13 protein-coding genes are annotated in these 15452 nt (G+C 37.9%); 7 read left to right on the top strand and 6 right to left on the bottom strand.

The window, feature by feature from the left end:
• Positions 1–24 precede the first annotated feature (24 nt).
• Both EL260_RS16050 and EL260_RS16045 read left to right on the top strand, forming a co-directional pair.
• A complete protein-coding gene (locus EL260_RS16050; protein WP_123856265.1) occupies positions 25–1401 on the top strand; it encodes a RagB/SusD family nutrient uptake outer membrane protein in 1377 nt (458 codons plus the stop codon).
• On the top strand, positions 1401–3893 hold the full coding sequence (locus EL260_RS16045) for an alpha/beta hydrolase family protein (RefSeq protein ID WP_123856264.1): 2493 nt from the start codon (positions 1401–1403) through the stop codon (positions 3891–3893). The genes EL260_RS16050 and EL260_RS16045 overlap by 1 nt, the downstream gene beginning before the upstream one ends.
• A 17-nt stretch (positions 3894–3910) precedes the next feature.
• Here the strand turns inward: EL260_RS16045 and EL260_RS16040 are convergent, their stop codons facing one another.
• The 3 genes from EL260_RS16040 to EL260_RS25625 are packed head-to-tail and all read right to left on the bottom strand — an operon-like array spanning position 3911 to position 5917.
• Positions 3911–4183 (bottom strand): DUF6520 family protein, encoded by a 273-nt coding sequence (locus EL260_RS16040; protein WP_027379072.1) that lies wholly within the window; start codon positions 4181–4183, stop codon positions 3911–3913.
• Between the two features lie 21 nt (positions 4184–4204).
• A complete protein-coding gene (locus EL260_RS16035) occupies positions 4205–5731 on the bottom strand; it encodes a MauE/DoxX family redox-associated membrane protein (protein WP_123856263.1) in 1527 nt (508 codons plus the stop codon).
• An 18-nt stretch (positions 5732–5749) separates the two neighbouring features.
• Positions 5750–5917, bottom strand: coding sequence for a hypothetical protein (locus EL260_RS25625; protein ID WP_164466531.1), 168 nt, complete (start codon positions 5915–5917; stop codon positions 5750–5752).
• 516 nt (positions 5918–6433) lie between these two features.
• Between EL260_RS25625 and EL260_RS16025 the strand changes: the two genes are divergently transcribed.
• The gene (locus tag EL260_RS16025; protein WP_123856261.1) at positions 6434–8137 is read left to right on the top strand and encodes a helix-turn-helix domain-containing protein; all 1704 of its coding nucleotides are present in this window, start codon (positions 6434–6436) and stop codon (positions 8135–8137) included.
• Between the two features lie 46 nt (positions 8138–8183).
• On the top strand, positions 8184–9029 hold the full coding sequence (locus EL260_RS16020; protein WP_123856260.1) for an RteC domain-containing protein: 846 nt from the start codon (positions 8184–8186) through the stop codon (positions 9027–9029).
• A gap of 50 nt (positions 9030–9079) precedes the next feature.
• On the opposite strand, the gene mobC is transcribed toward EL260_RS16020, so the two are convergent.
• Positions 9080–11080, bottom strand: coding sequence for a conjugal transfer protein MobC (mobC, locus tag EL260_RS16015; protein WP_123856259.1), 2001 nt, complete (start codon positions 11078–11080; stop codon positions 9080–9082).
• Positions 11081–11242: 162 nt separating this feature from the next.
• Here mobC and EL260_RS16010 point away from each other — a divergent pair, with 162 nt between their 5' ends.
• Positions 11243–11884, top strand: a complete 642-nt coding sequence (locus EL260_RS16010) for a GNAT family N-acetyltransferase (protein ID WP_073334096.1) — start codon at positions 11243–11245, stop codon at positions 11882–11884.
• A 19-nt stretch (positions 11885–11903) separates the two neighbouring features.
• Here the strand turns inward: EL260_RS16010 and mobB are convergent, their stop codons facing one another.
• Positions 11904–13187: a conjugal transfer protein MobB gene (gene mobB, locus EL260_RS16005; protein WP_102980681.1), complete on the bottom strand. Its 1284-nt coding sequence runs from the start codon at positions 13185–13187 to the stop codon at positions 11904–11906.
• 1 nt (position 13188) lies between these two features.
• On the bottom strand, positions 13189–13626 hold the full coding sequence (mobA, locus tag EL260_RS16000; RefSeq protein WP_102980721.1) for a conjugal transfer protein MobA: 438 nt from the start codon (positions 13624–13626) through the stop codon (positions 13189–13191).
• 655 nt (positions 13627–14281) lie between these two features.
• Here mobA and EL260_RS15995 point away from each other — a divergent pair.
• On the top strand, positions 14282–15049 hold the full coding sequence (locus tag EL260_RS15995) for a ParA family protein (RefSeq protein ID WP_102980720.1): 768 nt from the start codon (positions 14282–14284) through the stop codon (positions 15047–15049).
• 4 nt (positions 15050–15053) lie between these two features.
• Positions 15054–15449, top strand: coding sequence for a DUF3408 domain-containing protein (locus EL260_RS15990; protein ID WP_102980680.1), 396 nt, complete (start codon positions 15054–15056; stop codon positions 15447–15449).
• The last annotated feature ends 3 nt before the right edge of the window (positions 15450–15452 follow it).

The following is a 15452-nucleotide window of genomic DNA, read 5'->3' as shown; positions in this document are numbered from 1 at the left end:
TTGAATTATTAAAACAAAAAGAAAATGGCAACAAATATTAATAAAATAACAGCAATAGCAGTGCTTTGTATTCTGACTACACTGATATCGTGCGAAAAAATGCTGGAAGTAGATCTTCCGGAAAATCAGATGCTGTCTGAAACAGTGTTTCAGGATGCCCAAACTGCTAATTCGGTACTTTCGGGTTTATACGCCGGACTTTGGGAAGCTTCGCCGATTGCAGGAGATCAGAGTGGCAGAATACTGAGTCTTTACACCGATGATTTGACGTACTACGCAGTCAACGCTACCAACGGGCTTCCCGAGATTTCCAATAATACTTTGATAGACACCAATCAATTTGTAAGTTCAGTATGGTCTGCAGCCTATCAGAAAATATATGTCAGCAATTCAATAATTGAAGGACTGAATAGCTCAAGTTCTATATCAGCTGCTGAAAAAAACAGAATGACAGGGGAAGCTTTGACCATTCGTTCTTTGCTCTTTTTTTATCTGCAGCAAATCTATGGTGATATCCCGTATCCAGTTACAACTAATTATCAGATCAATCAATCCATTACCAAGACAAATTCTGAGGAGGTTTTACAGCGCATTGAATCAGATCTTACAGAGGCAGTAGAACTATTACCGGATCAATACCGTTCTGCAGAAAGGATTTTTATTAACAAAAAAACGGCTCAACTGATGCTGGCAAAAGTTCAGATGCAAAGATCAAAATATGCTGAAGCTGAAAGTACTTTAAAAGCCGTCATTCAAAGTCCTCTGTACCAATTTCAGAATGATATTACAAAAGTTTTTCTAAAATCAGGAACGCATATTATCTGGCAACTTAAACCAAAGAACAGTGGTGATCCTGTCAGAGAAGCTACCCTCTATTATTTCGCCAATGTAGCACCTTATTCTATGTCCCTGTCTCCGGCTCTTGTCAGTTCATTCCAGACCGGTGATCTCCGTAAACAGCATTGGATGGCGGCTGTTACCGTAGCAGGAACGACCTGGTACCGTGCAGAAAAATATAAAGCAAGATCTGCTAATACAATGGAAAACTCTATCGTTTTCCGACTGGAAGAGGCTTATCTTCTTTTAGCTGAATCTTTGGCTAAACAAAATAAGACTGCGGAAGCGCTTCCTTACATCAATCCTATAAGACAGAGGGCAGCTGAACCCCTTTTGGCAAGTTCAGTTTCACAGAACACTCTTTTGGATGAAATTCTGAAAGAAAATAGAAAAGAGTTTTTTACGGAAATGGGTCACCGCTTTATAGATCTGAAAAGAGCAGGGCAGTTGAATACCTTACAAACGACTAAGACAAATTGGAAGGATTTTCATAAAGTTTGGCCTCTGCCGCAGAAGGAACTGTTAATGAACCCCAATATGAACCCTCAAAATTCAGGATACTAATGAAAACCGTTTGTCTTTTATTATGGCTTTGCTCAGGTATCCTGATTAAAGCACAGAAAACTGATGCCGAAATGGATCAATGGATGTCTCGTTTTTCAACAGCAATAGGTGGCTTGCAGGTAACGGATGATCAACGGTTTGCCTTAGTAACGAAATATTACAGGAAGAATTCAGATACAATTTTGATTTTTGATACAAAATCAGAGAACATAATTTTAGATACTTTGCTAAAAAAAAATAAAGTTGCATTCCTGAATAACAATCTCGCATTTGCCGTAGGTAATGGTACAGCAGAACTGATCGATCTGCCGTCAAAAAAGAGAAAGAAGTTTGATCAAATAATTAGTGGAGAAATTCTGTCAGTGTCAAAACAGGTGGTTCTCCTTGATCATGCTAAGAATATCAATATCTATGACTATAAAGGGAAACTTCTGCATTCTTCAAAAGGAGTGCAGGATTTTATTTCGGATGGGGACGGCAGAGTATATCTGGTTTATAAAAATGGTAGCACCTCTGAAATTGCTGTATGGAATGGTAAAACTGTAAAAACGATACATACAACGAGCAATGGTATTAAATCAATAAAGTACCTGCCATCAAAAAATTTCATTTCATTGACAGAAGAATATCGGAAAGCAGATGATTTAGAATTAAGTGTTTTTTTAATCAGAACATCAGATAATTATTTATATAAGAATAAGGAAATCAGTTCTAGTGGATTTGAATCCGTTAAAATATCTGAGATTCATGATTCCGATACTTTCCTGATTGATTTTCAGCATATCCAGCAACCACAGAAAGATAAAATGGTAGAGGTATGGTATAGTGGAGATAAACGCCTGCGGGACAAAAAAGACGGAACAAAGCATCATCGGTACCTACACTGGAACATTTCAAAAGATGAGATCATAGAAATACCGACAGGTCATTTTTCTGATTTTATCGGGATGAATGATGCCCACTATCTTTGGGCATATCATACAGACGAAGAATTCAATTATACTGGCTATCGCAGTTTTAATGTATTCAGATATGATACTTATACCGATAAGGCTGAACGTATCTTTGAAAATGTCGAAGAATTGGTCATGAGTGAGAATCGCAGATTTACACTTGCGTACCGTATTGATAAAAAAATGTGGATCTTATATGACCATTTTCTCAACAAGATAAAAGATATTATGACTACCGAAAAGCTTACCAATCCAGTAATGATGTCTGATCAGACAGCCTTATTTGAATGTGCAGATGGTTTGTTCAGATATGATCTGATAAAAGGTAGCTCAAAAAAAATTATTGTTGCAAACAATTCAAAAGTGACCTTTCATAACTTACTCGGAAACCTGATCCATCATATAAGTAATTTTAAATTTGTCGAAAGAAGTGCCGATGCAAAGAAACCTCTAGTATTAAATGTAAAAAGAACAGATTATAATGATAACGGCTATTTTACATTTTTGAACGGAGAGATACGAAATCTAATTCCTTATACTCCCAACAAAATAAAAGACTTTAAATACGACAAAAAGAAAAACATAATATTTACTGTAGAGGAAAATTTTAATGTAGCCGCCAGTTTGTATTTAACTGAAAAAGGTGATGCCGAAAAGAAATTATTATACCATTCAAATTTGCATGATCAGAAATCAAAGTTTATGAAACAGGATATTCTGTCCTATAAAAACAGTGTGGGGACCGCTTTAAAAGGAGTTCTTACCTATCCTGTAGATTTTGATTCCTCGAAAAAATATCCCGTGGTGGTTCAGGTCTACAGTTTACTTTCCGGCAGTGCAGACAAGTACCTTTACCCTGACTGGGGTAATACTGGCTTTAACAAACGTACGCTTATAGAGAATGGTTATTTTGTTTTCCAACCGGATATACTATTCGATAAGAGAGGAACAGGTCTTTCCGCTTTGGATTGCGTGAACAGCGGTTTGGATGTAATTGTAAATCATCCGAATATTGATGCATCTCGGTTGGGATTGATTGGTCATTCTTTAGGAGGATACGAAACCAATTTCATCTCTACTCATTCCAAACGCTTTGCAGCATACGTTACAGGTGGATCATTAGGTGATATTCCTCACTTTTATTTTTCGTTCAGCGATCTTTTTAATGTTGCCAATTATATGCGGTTTGAAAACGGTCAGTTTGAGATGGGAGAACCATACTCTGATAATAAAGACGTGTATTTTCGTAATAATCCAATCAATTATGTGGAAAATGTGAGTGCACCGGTCTTGATATGGGCAGGAAAAAAAGATACTAATACTCCTTTGGATCAGCCTATGAGTTTCTTTATGGGATTGCTGCGAAATGATAAGAAGGCTGTGGCTTTACTGTATGACAAGCAGGAGCACTCTTTAAAGGATGATTCTGAGGAAATCAAAGACCTTAATAATAAGGTAATGGATTGGTGGAATTATTTTTTAAAAAAAGAGGAAAATATTGACTGGATTAATCAGGAAATGAAAAGGGACGCTCAATAGCGTCCCTCATCTTTCTATTATGGAATTTGAAAAAGTTCGCTTCCACACATGGTTCCTGAGCCTTCATCATGAAGATCGGTAGTGCCGTCAACTTCCCATTTACAGACAATACCATTATTAACATCACTACACTGTTGCTCAGCATTTTGACATTGGAACTGTCCTCCTCCTACGCTCACAATTCTGTAAGCAGGTACTAAAGCTTTGTTACTCTTTTTTGCTACGTTGGTAGCAAGTGCTGACCCTGTGCCCACTAATACTAGGACAACAGGAAAAAGAAATTTTTTCATAATAAAGAAATTTGATTGTGCCTACTCTTGGATACGGTTTTCGGCTACCCCGTTTTTAAAATATTTTGTCAAAGAATTTGTCAAACGGTACTGAATGAGCTGATTTCCTGCAATGACGTACAAGTGCTTATCGGTAACTATAAAATCTGACATCTCAGAATCTTTGTAATGATCAATGTAAATACTTCCGATATATTCCTGCTTATTGATATTGTAAACATCAATTGTTCTGCTTTCCTTCCATCTTTTGACGGGTTCATGCTGGCCTCTTAAGTAGGCAGGATTAAATAAAAGTCCGTTGAAAATTTTTGCATTCCCATTGACAAGCAATGCTGGTTTAGACATTTTAAATCTTCCGTCGGATAGGGAAGTTACCTTGATCTGGGCAATAGTTGTTGTATCAATAGTTGATAACCTCCGTTGAAGTTTCATTGTTGAATCCATCACAATAAACTGATTACGGTAAGCATGAATGTAAGTTACTTTTGATGATTTAGGATCTGAAGACAGATTACCGTCCGAATCAAATACCCCATCAGATTGTTTTTCCAGAAGTTGCGGAAATAACTGGACTTTATTTTTTCCATTTTTTCCATTTTTTTCAATCGTTAATAAACCAAGTGTAAGATTTTTAGTTGTTGATGACAGTGCTCTAATGGCCATTCTATTACTGTTGATAATTTCTATCTGACTGAAAAAAGCATCCTTGTAACTGATGACCTCCGTTTCAGGACGGCTTAACTGCCCTCTAGATATTACAGGCACTGTACCGTCGTAGATAAAATAATTGTTACCATAGACTTTAACCTCAATCTTTCTATATGGATATTTTTTAAGATCCAGATCCATTTTTAAATTGGGTCGTTTTTGAAGCAATGAGTCGACAGTCAGTAGATTTTGTGGCATGGTCCTGTTTCCAAGATATACCTTTTGATTATCAGATCCTGCAAAATAGTACGTGTTGTTTTCGAGAGCAATACTTTTTGTTTTTAGAACAGGATGCATTAAAAACCTTCGTGTAAAATTATTTTCCTGCTTAATCACATAGTCTGATCTTAAAAATAAAAAAAGAATAATGATCGCACTTAGAATATTGGAAATGACGAGTGATAGAATAACAGTTTTGCGTGGATATTCGTTCTTTGAATATAAAAAGACAGCTACAATTCCCAGCACTACACTTGTGATATTGAAAATCAAATGTTCTGTCCATCCCATCTTCTCCAGGATCCCTCCGCATGAACATGGTACGAAATCACTATAATTTAAAATTAAATAGATGTAGACCGTAAACGCTGTCATCATTGCAGTTGATGAATATAATCCCAAGAGAAATGTTTTTGGAAAAATCAGCATCAGTACGATGAGCAGTTCTGCAATAATTACTGCATATGATACAAATCCTGCATAAGCACTTAACAAAGGTGATTGCCCAATCTGAACCTGAAAGTTTTCAAAATCCAGTATTTTGCTGATTGCAGCATAGCAAAAAAGCAGTATAAAAAAGTAGGTGATCACTTTAACAATTATAGAATATGTCTTTCTCATGGTAAATACTTGTAAATTTTAACAGGCTATAATTAATTTCCATTTGATCTTCCTTCCACAATAGTCCGGCATTCTCTCACCTTTAAATAAAGTGACTGTCGTTCTGAAATTCCCCATACTTTCCCAGATGCCGCTTTCCGGACATGGTAAGCCTGTGACAACTGATATGGAGGTATGGGGAATCATAGGTCATAAGGTGTGATTACTTTTTTGGGACAGACCGCCAATTATCGCCATCTCTTACCGGCGGATCGGGATCTACAATTTCTCCTGACGATCTGGTCGAATCTCCACGCATCATGAACTCTGGTTGTGTGTCATTTGATCGACTATGATCTGCACTGACATCTTCATCTCGATCGGTACAGTTTTGCAATAAAACTGACGCTATCGCTATACTAAAAATTGGGATAAGCTTTTTCATTTTAATTTTTTTAATTGGGTTATCCCGGCCGGATTAAGATAGAATTCTAAGCCAAAGGTATCGGTCAAAAAGCCTCAAAAAAAGTGTTGTTCGGCGTGATTTTAAAATTAATACGTCACAATTTTAAAATTGATCCCATTGATTTTAGTGACTATGTAGTTGTTTATCAATAAAATAAAGCCTCCTATGCTTTTTGATAGTATGAAATCTATGTGATCTCATAATTTCACTAAAAAAAATGTCTAAATTTGATATGGTGAGTTTCTAAAATAAGTGATATGGAAAGGGTTGCATACTTTCTTGTATTCATTTCTGTTTTTTCACAGCTCCTGTTTTCACAGGGTCATCAGACAACATTCAGTGAGATAAGAAGTTCATATGAGAAAAAAGACATTGACGACAGCAGTGCCATGCCTCAGGTACGACGATACATCCAGAAAGCAAAATCAGAGTCCAGTTTTAATAAGCTAATTCAAGGATACCGCGACGGACGTCAGTTTGACTATGCCCATAAAATGCAGTACGCGGACAGTGCAATATTGGCAAGTCGTCAGTACGGAACGAGTGATGATCTGAGCAGGGATCATCTCAGCAAGGGCATTATCTACTATTTCTATCAAAAAAATTACAGGCAGGCACTTAATCAATATGTTCTTGCCTACAACTATTCTAAAGGTTCCGATGACCAATACCAAAAATATAAAGTGGTCTATCATCTCGGTATCGTCAAAGGTCATTTGGGGTATTATGAAGATGCGTTGTCCCATTTTGAGAAATGCATACGATTTTACGGTCAGCATATCACCGAAGATCTTCACAACAATGAGACCTATAATTACAAAAAGGCCTATTTCAACAGTCTTCACCAGCTGACGGTCATCAACCGCTATCTTAAGAATTTTAAAAAAAGCGACAGTTTGAGCTTATTAGGGGATAAGCTTACCCGTAATAACATAGACTTTGTTCTGGAGAACAGTTATTTTCTGAAGTGCATAGCTATATCAAAATACAACGACGGAGCGTATACGTCAGCAAGCGCTTATCTTAAAAGGTCGTTGCCTGCCATTGTTAAGCGAAATGATTTCGCATGGGCCTCTGTGGTCTATTTTTATTTGGGCAGAATTGATATTGCACAAAGGAAACCTGAGCAGGGTATAATGTATTTCTACAAGGTCGATTCGATCTTTAACAAACAAGGATTTGTCATTCCCGAAGTTTCACCCAGCTATAATTTTCTGATCGGTTTCTACAGGTCGAAAAAAAATATTAAAAGACAACTGTATTACACCAATCAGTTGCTTAAAGCCGACAGTCTGATCAGCAATGACTATCCTTATCTGTCATCGAAGCTTCACAGGGATTATGACCGGAGCAGTTTACTTGATGAGAAGCAACGCCTTGAGAAAGCCAGCAGAAAGAAAATAATGATAGGACAGATTTTAATTGCATCCGGATCAATGCTACTCGGATTTTTTATCTACCGTTACTACAGGGAACGCAAGATCAGAAAGCAGTATGAGCTACTGCAGAAAAAATTAGAAAACCAGCCCAACGTCATTGCTGACGTTGATGGCGAGATGTCCCCAAAAGGTCCTTCGAGAAAGACCAGCCTTACTGCAGCAATGACCGAAGAAATCAGGCAGAAACTTAATAAATTCGAGAAAGAGCTGATGTTCACCAAGAAAGGCCTGACCGAAAAAAGTGTTGCTGTCAAATTGGGAACAAATTCACATTACCTCTCGGTGTACATCAACGAAAACAAGGGAATGAACTTCAACAAATATATGGCCGAGCTGCGGATCAACCATATCACGCACCTTCTGAATACCGATACGAAATATCTTAATTACAGCATCACAGCATTGGCAGAAGAATGCGGTATTGCAGCAAGGCAAAATTTTTCCAGCCTATTCTTCGAGATCAATGGAATCCGACCTACAGACTACATCAAGAATCGAAAAAAGGACCTTGGGATCAGTTGATTGTCGCATGAATACACGAATTTTTGTAAATTTCTGAAAAAAGGACATGGTAACAAAAGCAATTTTTAGAAAGATCACAAAATTACATGACGATTTAGAGCTGAAGATCAATGAAGTATATGACGACGATGACGATATTGTGAAAGTCGCAGAGAAATCCTTACTGCTGATCGATGAATCCATCAGAAAGTTAAAAGAAATGATCTCAGCGCACGATTTTGAGAATATCGCTGAAGAGGTTTACTTTTTCAAGAAACTAAAACCACAATTTATCTCAAAGTTTATCTATTTATCTGCAATTTTAGAACTGGAATCCCATAAACCGAATGCAGGGAACAAGGCAATGAAAAAATACTACGAGGCAGAACAGGAAAAACTCAAAAGTTTTTACATGGAACATGCGGAATTTTATGGCTATCATCGAAGAGAGGCTACCTATCTCGACCATAAAGTCTTTATCAGAAATTCATACGACCTGAAAATGAAATTATCGTCAGGCTTCTACAATTTTGACAGCAGCTTTACCACTTCTCACGATCATCTGGTAGCCAGATTCATTGCCAGCCAACAAATGGACAAATACCTCAAAAAGCAGCTCGAGAAATTAAGTAATAATGACAACACTAAAACCTTGTCACCCCTGGTATGGTCTGCCTCCAAGGTTGGTTTGATCGAACTCATCTATGCTCTTTATCAGATGCGTTGTTTCAACGGAGGCAACATCGAGCTCAGTGAGGTCATTAAATTTGCAGAAAAATCCTTGGACACAGATTTAGGCAACTTCCACAAAACGATATTTGAGATCCGAAACCGAAAACAAGGTCCAACGAAGTTTTTGCATCTGGTCTGTGAACATCTCGATCAGCACTTCAAGAATTCAGAAGGAGAATAATTCTCCTGCGAAAACCTCGAATGGTTTAAAATTTCCATTTGAGGTTTGCTTTAGTTTTTATTAATGAGGTGCTGCAGATCGGGGTCATTTGAAATCCGTTCCATTTCATTACCGATGATCATCACGATATCTGCTTTGACACTTTTATAGTTTGATGTAATTTCTGCCTGCATGCTGTCTTTTCCCTGCTCGTCGACAAATGAGCGGATCTGAGGTATGGGTTGGTAATTCTTTTCCAGTTCAGAAAGTTTAACGGTGTCAACGACGATTTCTGAATGGAATATTTTCTGTTCGATCCTTTCATCGAAATTATCTGAGACGGCACCGACAAAAAATCCCTGTGTCAAAGTCGAGATCTTAGAGGCCGGGATCAGGCTGTCCAATTGTGTTGAAATGGATGTTGAAGTATCATTTCTATTGATGGAGATGCTTTGCCTTTTCTGCAAAACCTTGCCAAATCTCTCTGACAGGGCTTTTGCAGTTTCTCCAACCACCTGTCCGCTGAAAATATTCCCAACGGTGTTTTGGATCACTTTGCTTTCCTTATCGCCGTAATCCCTGGTCAACTGTGAAAAATCCTGAAATCCCAGACAAACAGAAACCTTGTTGCTTCTGGCGGTTGCGATCAGATTATCCAATCCTCTGAAATAAATCGTAGGGAGCTCATCAATTATGACCGAGCTTTTTAGCTGTCCTTTCTTATTGATCAGTTTGACAATCCTTGAGTTGTAAAGTCCCAGAGCTGCTGAATATATATTCTGCCGGTCAGGATTATTTCCTACACACAAAATCTTCGGTTCCTTCGGATTATTGATATCCAACGCAAAGTCATCCCCTGTCATTACCCAATAGAGTTGCGGAGAGATCATCCGCGACAAAGGGATTTTTGCCGAAGCGATCTGCCCCTGCAACTGATCCTGTGCACCGCCCTGCCAGGCATCCATAAAAGGGGAGAGGTAGTTCTCCAATTCGGAGTAAGAAGTGAGAATCGTAAAGACATCCTCGTATTTTTTGTTCAGCAATTCAATGGCGTGTGGAAACGTACAGTATATCCCACCTTTGTAGATTTTCAGAAACCAAATGATCGCAGCTAAAAGGATAATAGGGCTTTCCACGAAAAAGTCGCCCTGCTTTTGTATCCAGCTTCTGTTGAGATTCAGCATAATGGTATAGGCTGCTTCATAAGCATCAGAAATATCCGTCATAAAGTTCGGGTTTAGGGGATTGCAACGATGGCTTTTTCTAGGATCGTCAAAGTTGATGATATAGAATTTAGGTTTTACCGAATATCCCTCTGAATGATTTAACAGATGGTTGTAAGCAATGGTAGAAAGGTCATCGAACTTAAAATCATAGATATACATGGAAAATCCTTTTTCAATATGCTGTTTTATATAGTTGTTGACTACAGCGAATGATTTTCCCGATCCAGGCGTACCCAGAACAATGGTAGCGCGAAAAGGATTCACGACATTGATCCAACCAGGATGCCATTTCCCTTGATAATAAAACTTAGTTGGTAGATTGACAGAGTATTCGTTATAAAGAAGTTTTATTTCCTGTTGGAAGCTTTCATTTTCGCTGTTGAATACATCATCCATTAGATGATGTTTCAGAAGTCTGCTCATCCACACACCAGCCATCATCAAGAAAATATAACCCGAACCAGTTGACAGCATATATAAGGGAACCACAAAGTCCGATGACAGTTTTAAAAGGGGTATGCTAAAAAAGAATAATAATACACCCAAACCCAAAGCAACATATATTTTGTTCCAGGTGATCTTTTCATTTTTCACCCCTTTGGTGCCAAGGCAACTCAGGCTCAACAAAAGCACTGCAAAAAGTTTTGAATACAGTGGTTTGCTAAATAATCCTGCTGCCCGATCAAAGTTTTGAAGGATCTTATTGACAAGATTTAAAGTCCAGCCGCGTTCTTCAAAAAAGCCATAGCAATACCAATACAAATGCATCACAACCAAAATAACACTGACCGTTCTCATAAATGCCATTATTTTGGCAAGTCCTCTTAAATCATCTTCTCCCTGCATAACTGTAAAGTTTAATTTTAGACAATCAATGTATTGTGCCTTGATCAGGTACCGGAAATGTGGCAGCCTGTGGCATTGTATGCATACATTTGGCGTTGAGTAACAGGTAATGTTATTTCAAATTTCTATCTTTAAAAATTGTTATAAAATAAAGGCTGATCAATGATAAACGGTATTTCTTCACATATTTTAGAAAAGTGGCTTCGCGCCTGGACCTTGTCACGTCAATTGCCACTACCAACAAAATTTAAATCAGGTTTTAAAGTTGATGTCGGTTATGAGAAGCAAAAGACGCGGTATATATTTGCAGAGCTTAATGACGATTTTATACAACTTACAAAAACTATAAAAGAAACCTGGGTGTTCCTCAAAGTCTGCGCTGCTCCTGAGGATCTTATAAATGTAATCTCTGATCAATGGGTGATTCAACCACAAGGGTACATGATGAACTGTTCCTCACCAATGAATATTCAAAAAATTACCCTGCCTGCTAACTACAAGGCTGATGTTAAAAATTATAATTCAACTACCCTAATAAAAGTGCTGACGAAAGAAGGGGAATTGGCATCGATAGGTCGTATTACAATAGTAGAGGATTTAGCTATATACGATAGAATTTCTACTGAAGAAAATCACAAGCGAAAAGGTCTGGCAACGTATTTGATTGCGGAGCTTGAGAAAATTGCGGTATCACAAAATGTTCATGAAAATTTTTTGGTAGCAACAGAGCAAGGCAGATCACTTTATCAATCGTTAGGGTGGAAAGTTTGTAGTCTATATACATCAATTGTCATCCCATCTTAGAAATACTCATATTATTCGCTCACCTTGATCTGTTTTTCTTTCTTTTTTTCTTCAATTGGTTTGCAAAATCCTGTTCTTCATAATCTTCGCCTTGTGTTTCTGGAAGTAAACCACCTAATGCTTCAAATATGCTATCTCCGTGTTTTTCAGTATGTAAGAAGTCAAATAAATGATGCGTTTCTTCAGCAGGCAAATTCTCCTTACTGTTGGACTGTGAAGCTTTTGGTGACTGGTCATCTTTTGTAAGGTCGGCTTTGATGTTATCGTTCCAATAATCATTAAAGGTGTTAGCAGAAAACTCTTTGCCTAAGCGTGACCCGTTCCAAACGCTTTTAGAATGATGATCGATAAAAGTTATTCCATAGATCCTGCCGTTGTCATTTTTACGGACAACAGTATCAATTCCCTCTTTTTTCAATTTCTTTTTAAATGCTTGCTCATCTTTCGAAGAATGATGTGCTTCAATAATCGATCTTTTCAAATTTTGTTTGAGCGGTTGATTATTGCTTTTGTTTTTACAAGCAGTGAAGTGTTTTTCGAGAGCATCGATTCCTGCATTTTTCCCGAACAAAGATGCTTTAAAAGGATTTCCTGCTTTTTTTCCTTGGTCATCTAAAGGAAAATAAAGCAATCCTCTTTTTAATTGGCCTTGTAATTCTCCCTCCACTTTCTCCACAGTAATATTAAATAGTGAAAGCAGCGCATTAAATTCCCCTAACGATTGAAATTGGTAGTAGGAGGATAGGTGTCGTATTACCGATGCAATCTGGCTTTTGATATCTCCAGATTTAAAATTAATCGGTCGAAAGATCTTTTGATTTTCCTGAGACTGTTTCTCAACTGCGGATATCAGACCGAATTTTTTTTCCAGTTCCCGGCAGACTTTCATCGAACGGATCTTTTCAAATTGATCGGATATCTTTTTTCCATCTTCATCAACGCAAACTGAAACAATATGGATGTGGCTGCGGTCGATATCGGTATGCTTGAACACGATGAAAGGCTGATCGCCATAACCCATTTCATTCATATACTGCTCAGCTATTTCTCGAAATTTTTCATCAGAGACCTTGTCTTTAGGATCAGGATTAAGGGAAATATGCAGCGTATGTTTTTCGGTATTTCGGTTTGCCAGTAGGTAAGGTTCAAATGATCTCGCTAATTGAGCAACAGAATACTTCCCGTCAGCTGTTTCAATCATTTTATTGGTCATCAGAATTTCTCCCTTATCCTGTTCAATTTTTGAATTATTATACGACAATGTGCCAAAAAGATTACTGCTTCTTCCAATTTTTGCGATCATCTTATTCTAGATTTTTCAAATGTTTTTGATCAAATTCTTCTATCAACTGCATCACTTTTTTGAAAATCTCCACCATTTCTATAGTTTGTTTCTCCAATTTATAAAGAAGAGCGGCTGCTTTTTTCTCTGAAAAATTAGTGTATAACAGTTTAACCATCTGATTATAATTGACTCCAACAGCCCGAAATTGACTGTGAAACGAGGTCAATCGCATATAGAAATCAGTTGTTCCTTTGTCGACTTTCACGGTCTTGATCGTCTTTTCAAAAATGCACGAAGTGATAAAATGCGCTTTTACGTTCATTCCTGACTGGTCAAAAAGTTCAAGAAAGCGGGAATGTTCCACCTCATTAAATGAGATCGTATATCGAATCTTGGCGGGATCTGCCTTCGGATGGCGTCCTGTCTTTTTCTTTGGTTTACCATTATGTTCACTCATCATTTATCCAATTAAATTTAAAAAACATCGACTTCGGAGATTGTTTCTGCTCCCTGCAAGGGCAAGTTGTTTTGCGCATCCGAAATCGTTTCGAGATGCTCAAAACACAACTTGCCCCTTTCGGGTGAAAGGCTAGACCCACAATACAATAGATTTAATCCAGTAGTACAGACTCTTCTTCTGTTTAAAGGTTGATAGCTTTAAACCAGTCAACTAAGCTTTGACAAAGTAAACGACAATGCTTCACAGACTCTCTGAAGTTCATAAGGCCAAACAAATCCATTGCGAGTCAAAGACAACCACTTAGAAGCTGAGTGCAGCCGGATGTTATTTATTTGTACCAGAATGTCGGCAGGACTGATGTATGGCAAAATCGTTTGAGTTCTTGAAGGCAGGCATACCAACTTTCCAGACGTTAGTCAGGATATCCGGAAAGCAATAGCACAAGATAAAGATCAGTCAGGCATTCCAACCTGACGGAAGTACAGGATCCTTTCAGGAAAGACCCACTGACTGATTGAATTCTGATCCTACAGTTGGAAGTCAGATATGCTTTCAATTGCCTAAGATTGCAGGAAAGCCGGATATGATTTGAGCCAGCCAGCTATCACTCTAGAAGTATCGTTAACTAATGTTAACTATAAAATCAAAAAAAATGGAAACAAAAAAACAACCAGTCATTATCGCCTTTTCCACTCAAAAGGGAGGAGTGGGAAAAAGTACCTTCACGGCACTGTTGGCAAGTATCCTTCATTACCGATTAGGATATCAAGTCGCTGTGTTCGACTGTGACTTCCCACAGTACAGTTTAATACAGATGAGGGAGAGGGACCTTAAAACAGTGATGCAGAATGAGATACTAAAAAAAATGGCTCATAAGCAATTTACAACCATCAATAAAAAAGCCTATCCTGTTTTCCAGAGCAAGACCGATACGGTTTTGCAAGAGTTTGAAGCGTATGTTGATAATTCCGAAGTTGTGCCGGATATCGTTTTTCTGGATCTACCCGGAACAGTCAATACGGCTGGCATTTTGAGTACACTCGCCAATGTCCACTATATCTTTTCACCCATAACCGCGGATAGGGTTGTCCTTGAAAGTACCCTTAGTTTTACTGATGTCCTGACCAATATCCTGATGAAGAAAAAGCACACTGAGATCAAAAGCATACAGCTGTTCTGGAATCAGGTCGATGGTAGGGAGAAAACACCGCTGTATGAAAATTACAATAATGTGATCAAAGATCTGGGACTTCAATTGATGGAAACATCGATCACAGACAGTAAGAGATTTCGCAAAGAAGGGGAGACGGTCGCCAAAACCGTTTTCCGTTCGACATTACTGCCAGCAGATCCTAAGTTGATGATATTATGCAGGCTAGACCAATTTATGGAGGAGTTTTTAAGAATTGTAAAATTGTGAAAAGATGGACAGTGATAAAAAGAACAATGAAGACAACAATATCGATGAACAATATCTGATGTCCATCATGGCGGGCAACACAAAGAATGAATCGCAGAGCCAGGAACTTGATTCCTTAAAGGAGAAGCCGGCGACGAAGCAAAAAATAAAAAGCAAAAAAAGTCTTGAAATCACCTACGCTGAGCAGTTTCTCACGCATCACACGATGACCAAGCGTGGTGATAAAAGTATTTATATTCGACCTGAATATCATGAAAGACTTTCACGGATCATCCAGATCATTGCCGAAGATCAGATCCCTTTATATGCTTATCTCGATAATATTTTGGCGTACCATTTTGAAACGTTTGAAAAAGAGATCACTGATGATTTCAACAACAAATACCGTCCAATCTTTTAATCT

The organism is Chryseobacterium nakagawai (assembly GCF_900637665.1).
GTDB classification, from domain to species: domain Bacteria; phylum Bacteroidota; class Bacteroidia; order Flavobacteriales; family Weeksellaceae; genus Chryseobacterium; species Chryseobacterium nakagawai.
The sequence above is the reverse complement of the archived record's forward strand: the minus strand, read 5'-3'. Positions and strand labels throughout refer to the sequence as shown.

Excerpts from the sequence above, each read along its gene's own strand:
- EL260_RS16050 (WP_123856265.1), top strand. The coding sequence starts at position 25 with ATGGCAACAAATATTAATAAAATAACAGCAATAGCAGTGCTTTGTATT.
- EL260_RS16045 (WP_123856264.1), top strand. The coding sequence starts at position 1,401 with ATGAAAACCGTTTGTCTTTTATTATGGCTTTGCTCAGGTATCCTGATT.
- EL260_RS16040 (WP_027379072.1), bottom strand. The coding sequence starts at position 4,183 with ATGAAAAAATTTCTTTTTCCTGTTGTCCTAGTATTAGTGGGCACAGGG.
- EL260_RS16035 (WP_123856263.1), bottom strand. The coding sequence starts at position 5,731 with ATGAGAAAGACATATTCTATAATTGTTAAAGTGATCACCTACTTTTTT.
- EL260_RS25625 (WP_164466531.1), bottom strand. The coding sequence starts at position 5,917 with ATGATTCCCCATACCTCCATATCAGTTGTCACAGGCTTACCATGTCCG.
- EL260_RS16025 (WP_123856261.1), top strand. The coding sequence starts at position 6,434 with ATGGAAAGGGTTGCATACTTTCTTGTATTCATTTCTGTTTTTTCACAG.
- EL260_RS16020 (WP_123856260.1), top strand. The coding sequence starts at position 8,184 with ATGGTAACAAAAGCAATTTTTAGAAAGATCACAAAATTACATGACGAT.
- mobC (WP_123856259.1), bottom strand. The coding sequence starts at position 11,080 with ATGCAGGGAGAAGATGATTTAAGAGGACTTGCCAAAATAATGGCATTT.
- EL260_RS16010 (WP_073334096.1), top strand. The coding sequence starts at position 11,243 with ATGATAAACGGTATTTCTTCACATATTTTAGAAAAGTGGCTTCGCGCC.
- mobB (WP_102980681.1), bottom strand. The coding sequence starts at position 13,187 with ATGATCGCAAAAATTGGAAGAAGCAGTAATCTTTTTGGCACATTGTCG.
- mobA (WP_102980721.1), bottom strand. The coding sequence starts at position 13,626 with ATGAGTGAACATAATGGTAAACCAAAGAAAAAGACAGGACGCCATCCG.
- EL260_RS15995 (WP_102980720.1), top strand. The coding sequence starts at position 14,282 with ATGGAAACAAAAAAACAACCAGTCATTATCGCCTTTTCCACTCAAAAG.
- EL260_RS15990 (WP_102980680.1), top strand. The coding sequence starts at position 15,054 with ATGGACAGTGATAAAAAGAACAATGAAGACAACAATATCGATGAACAA.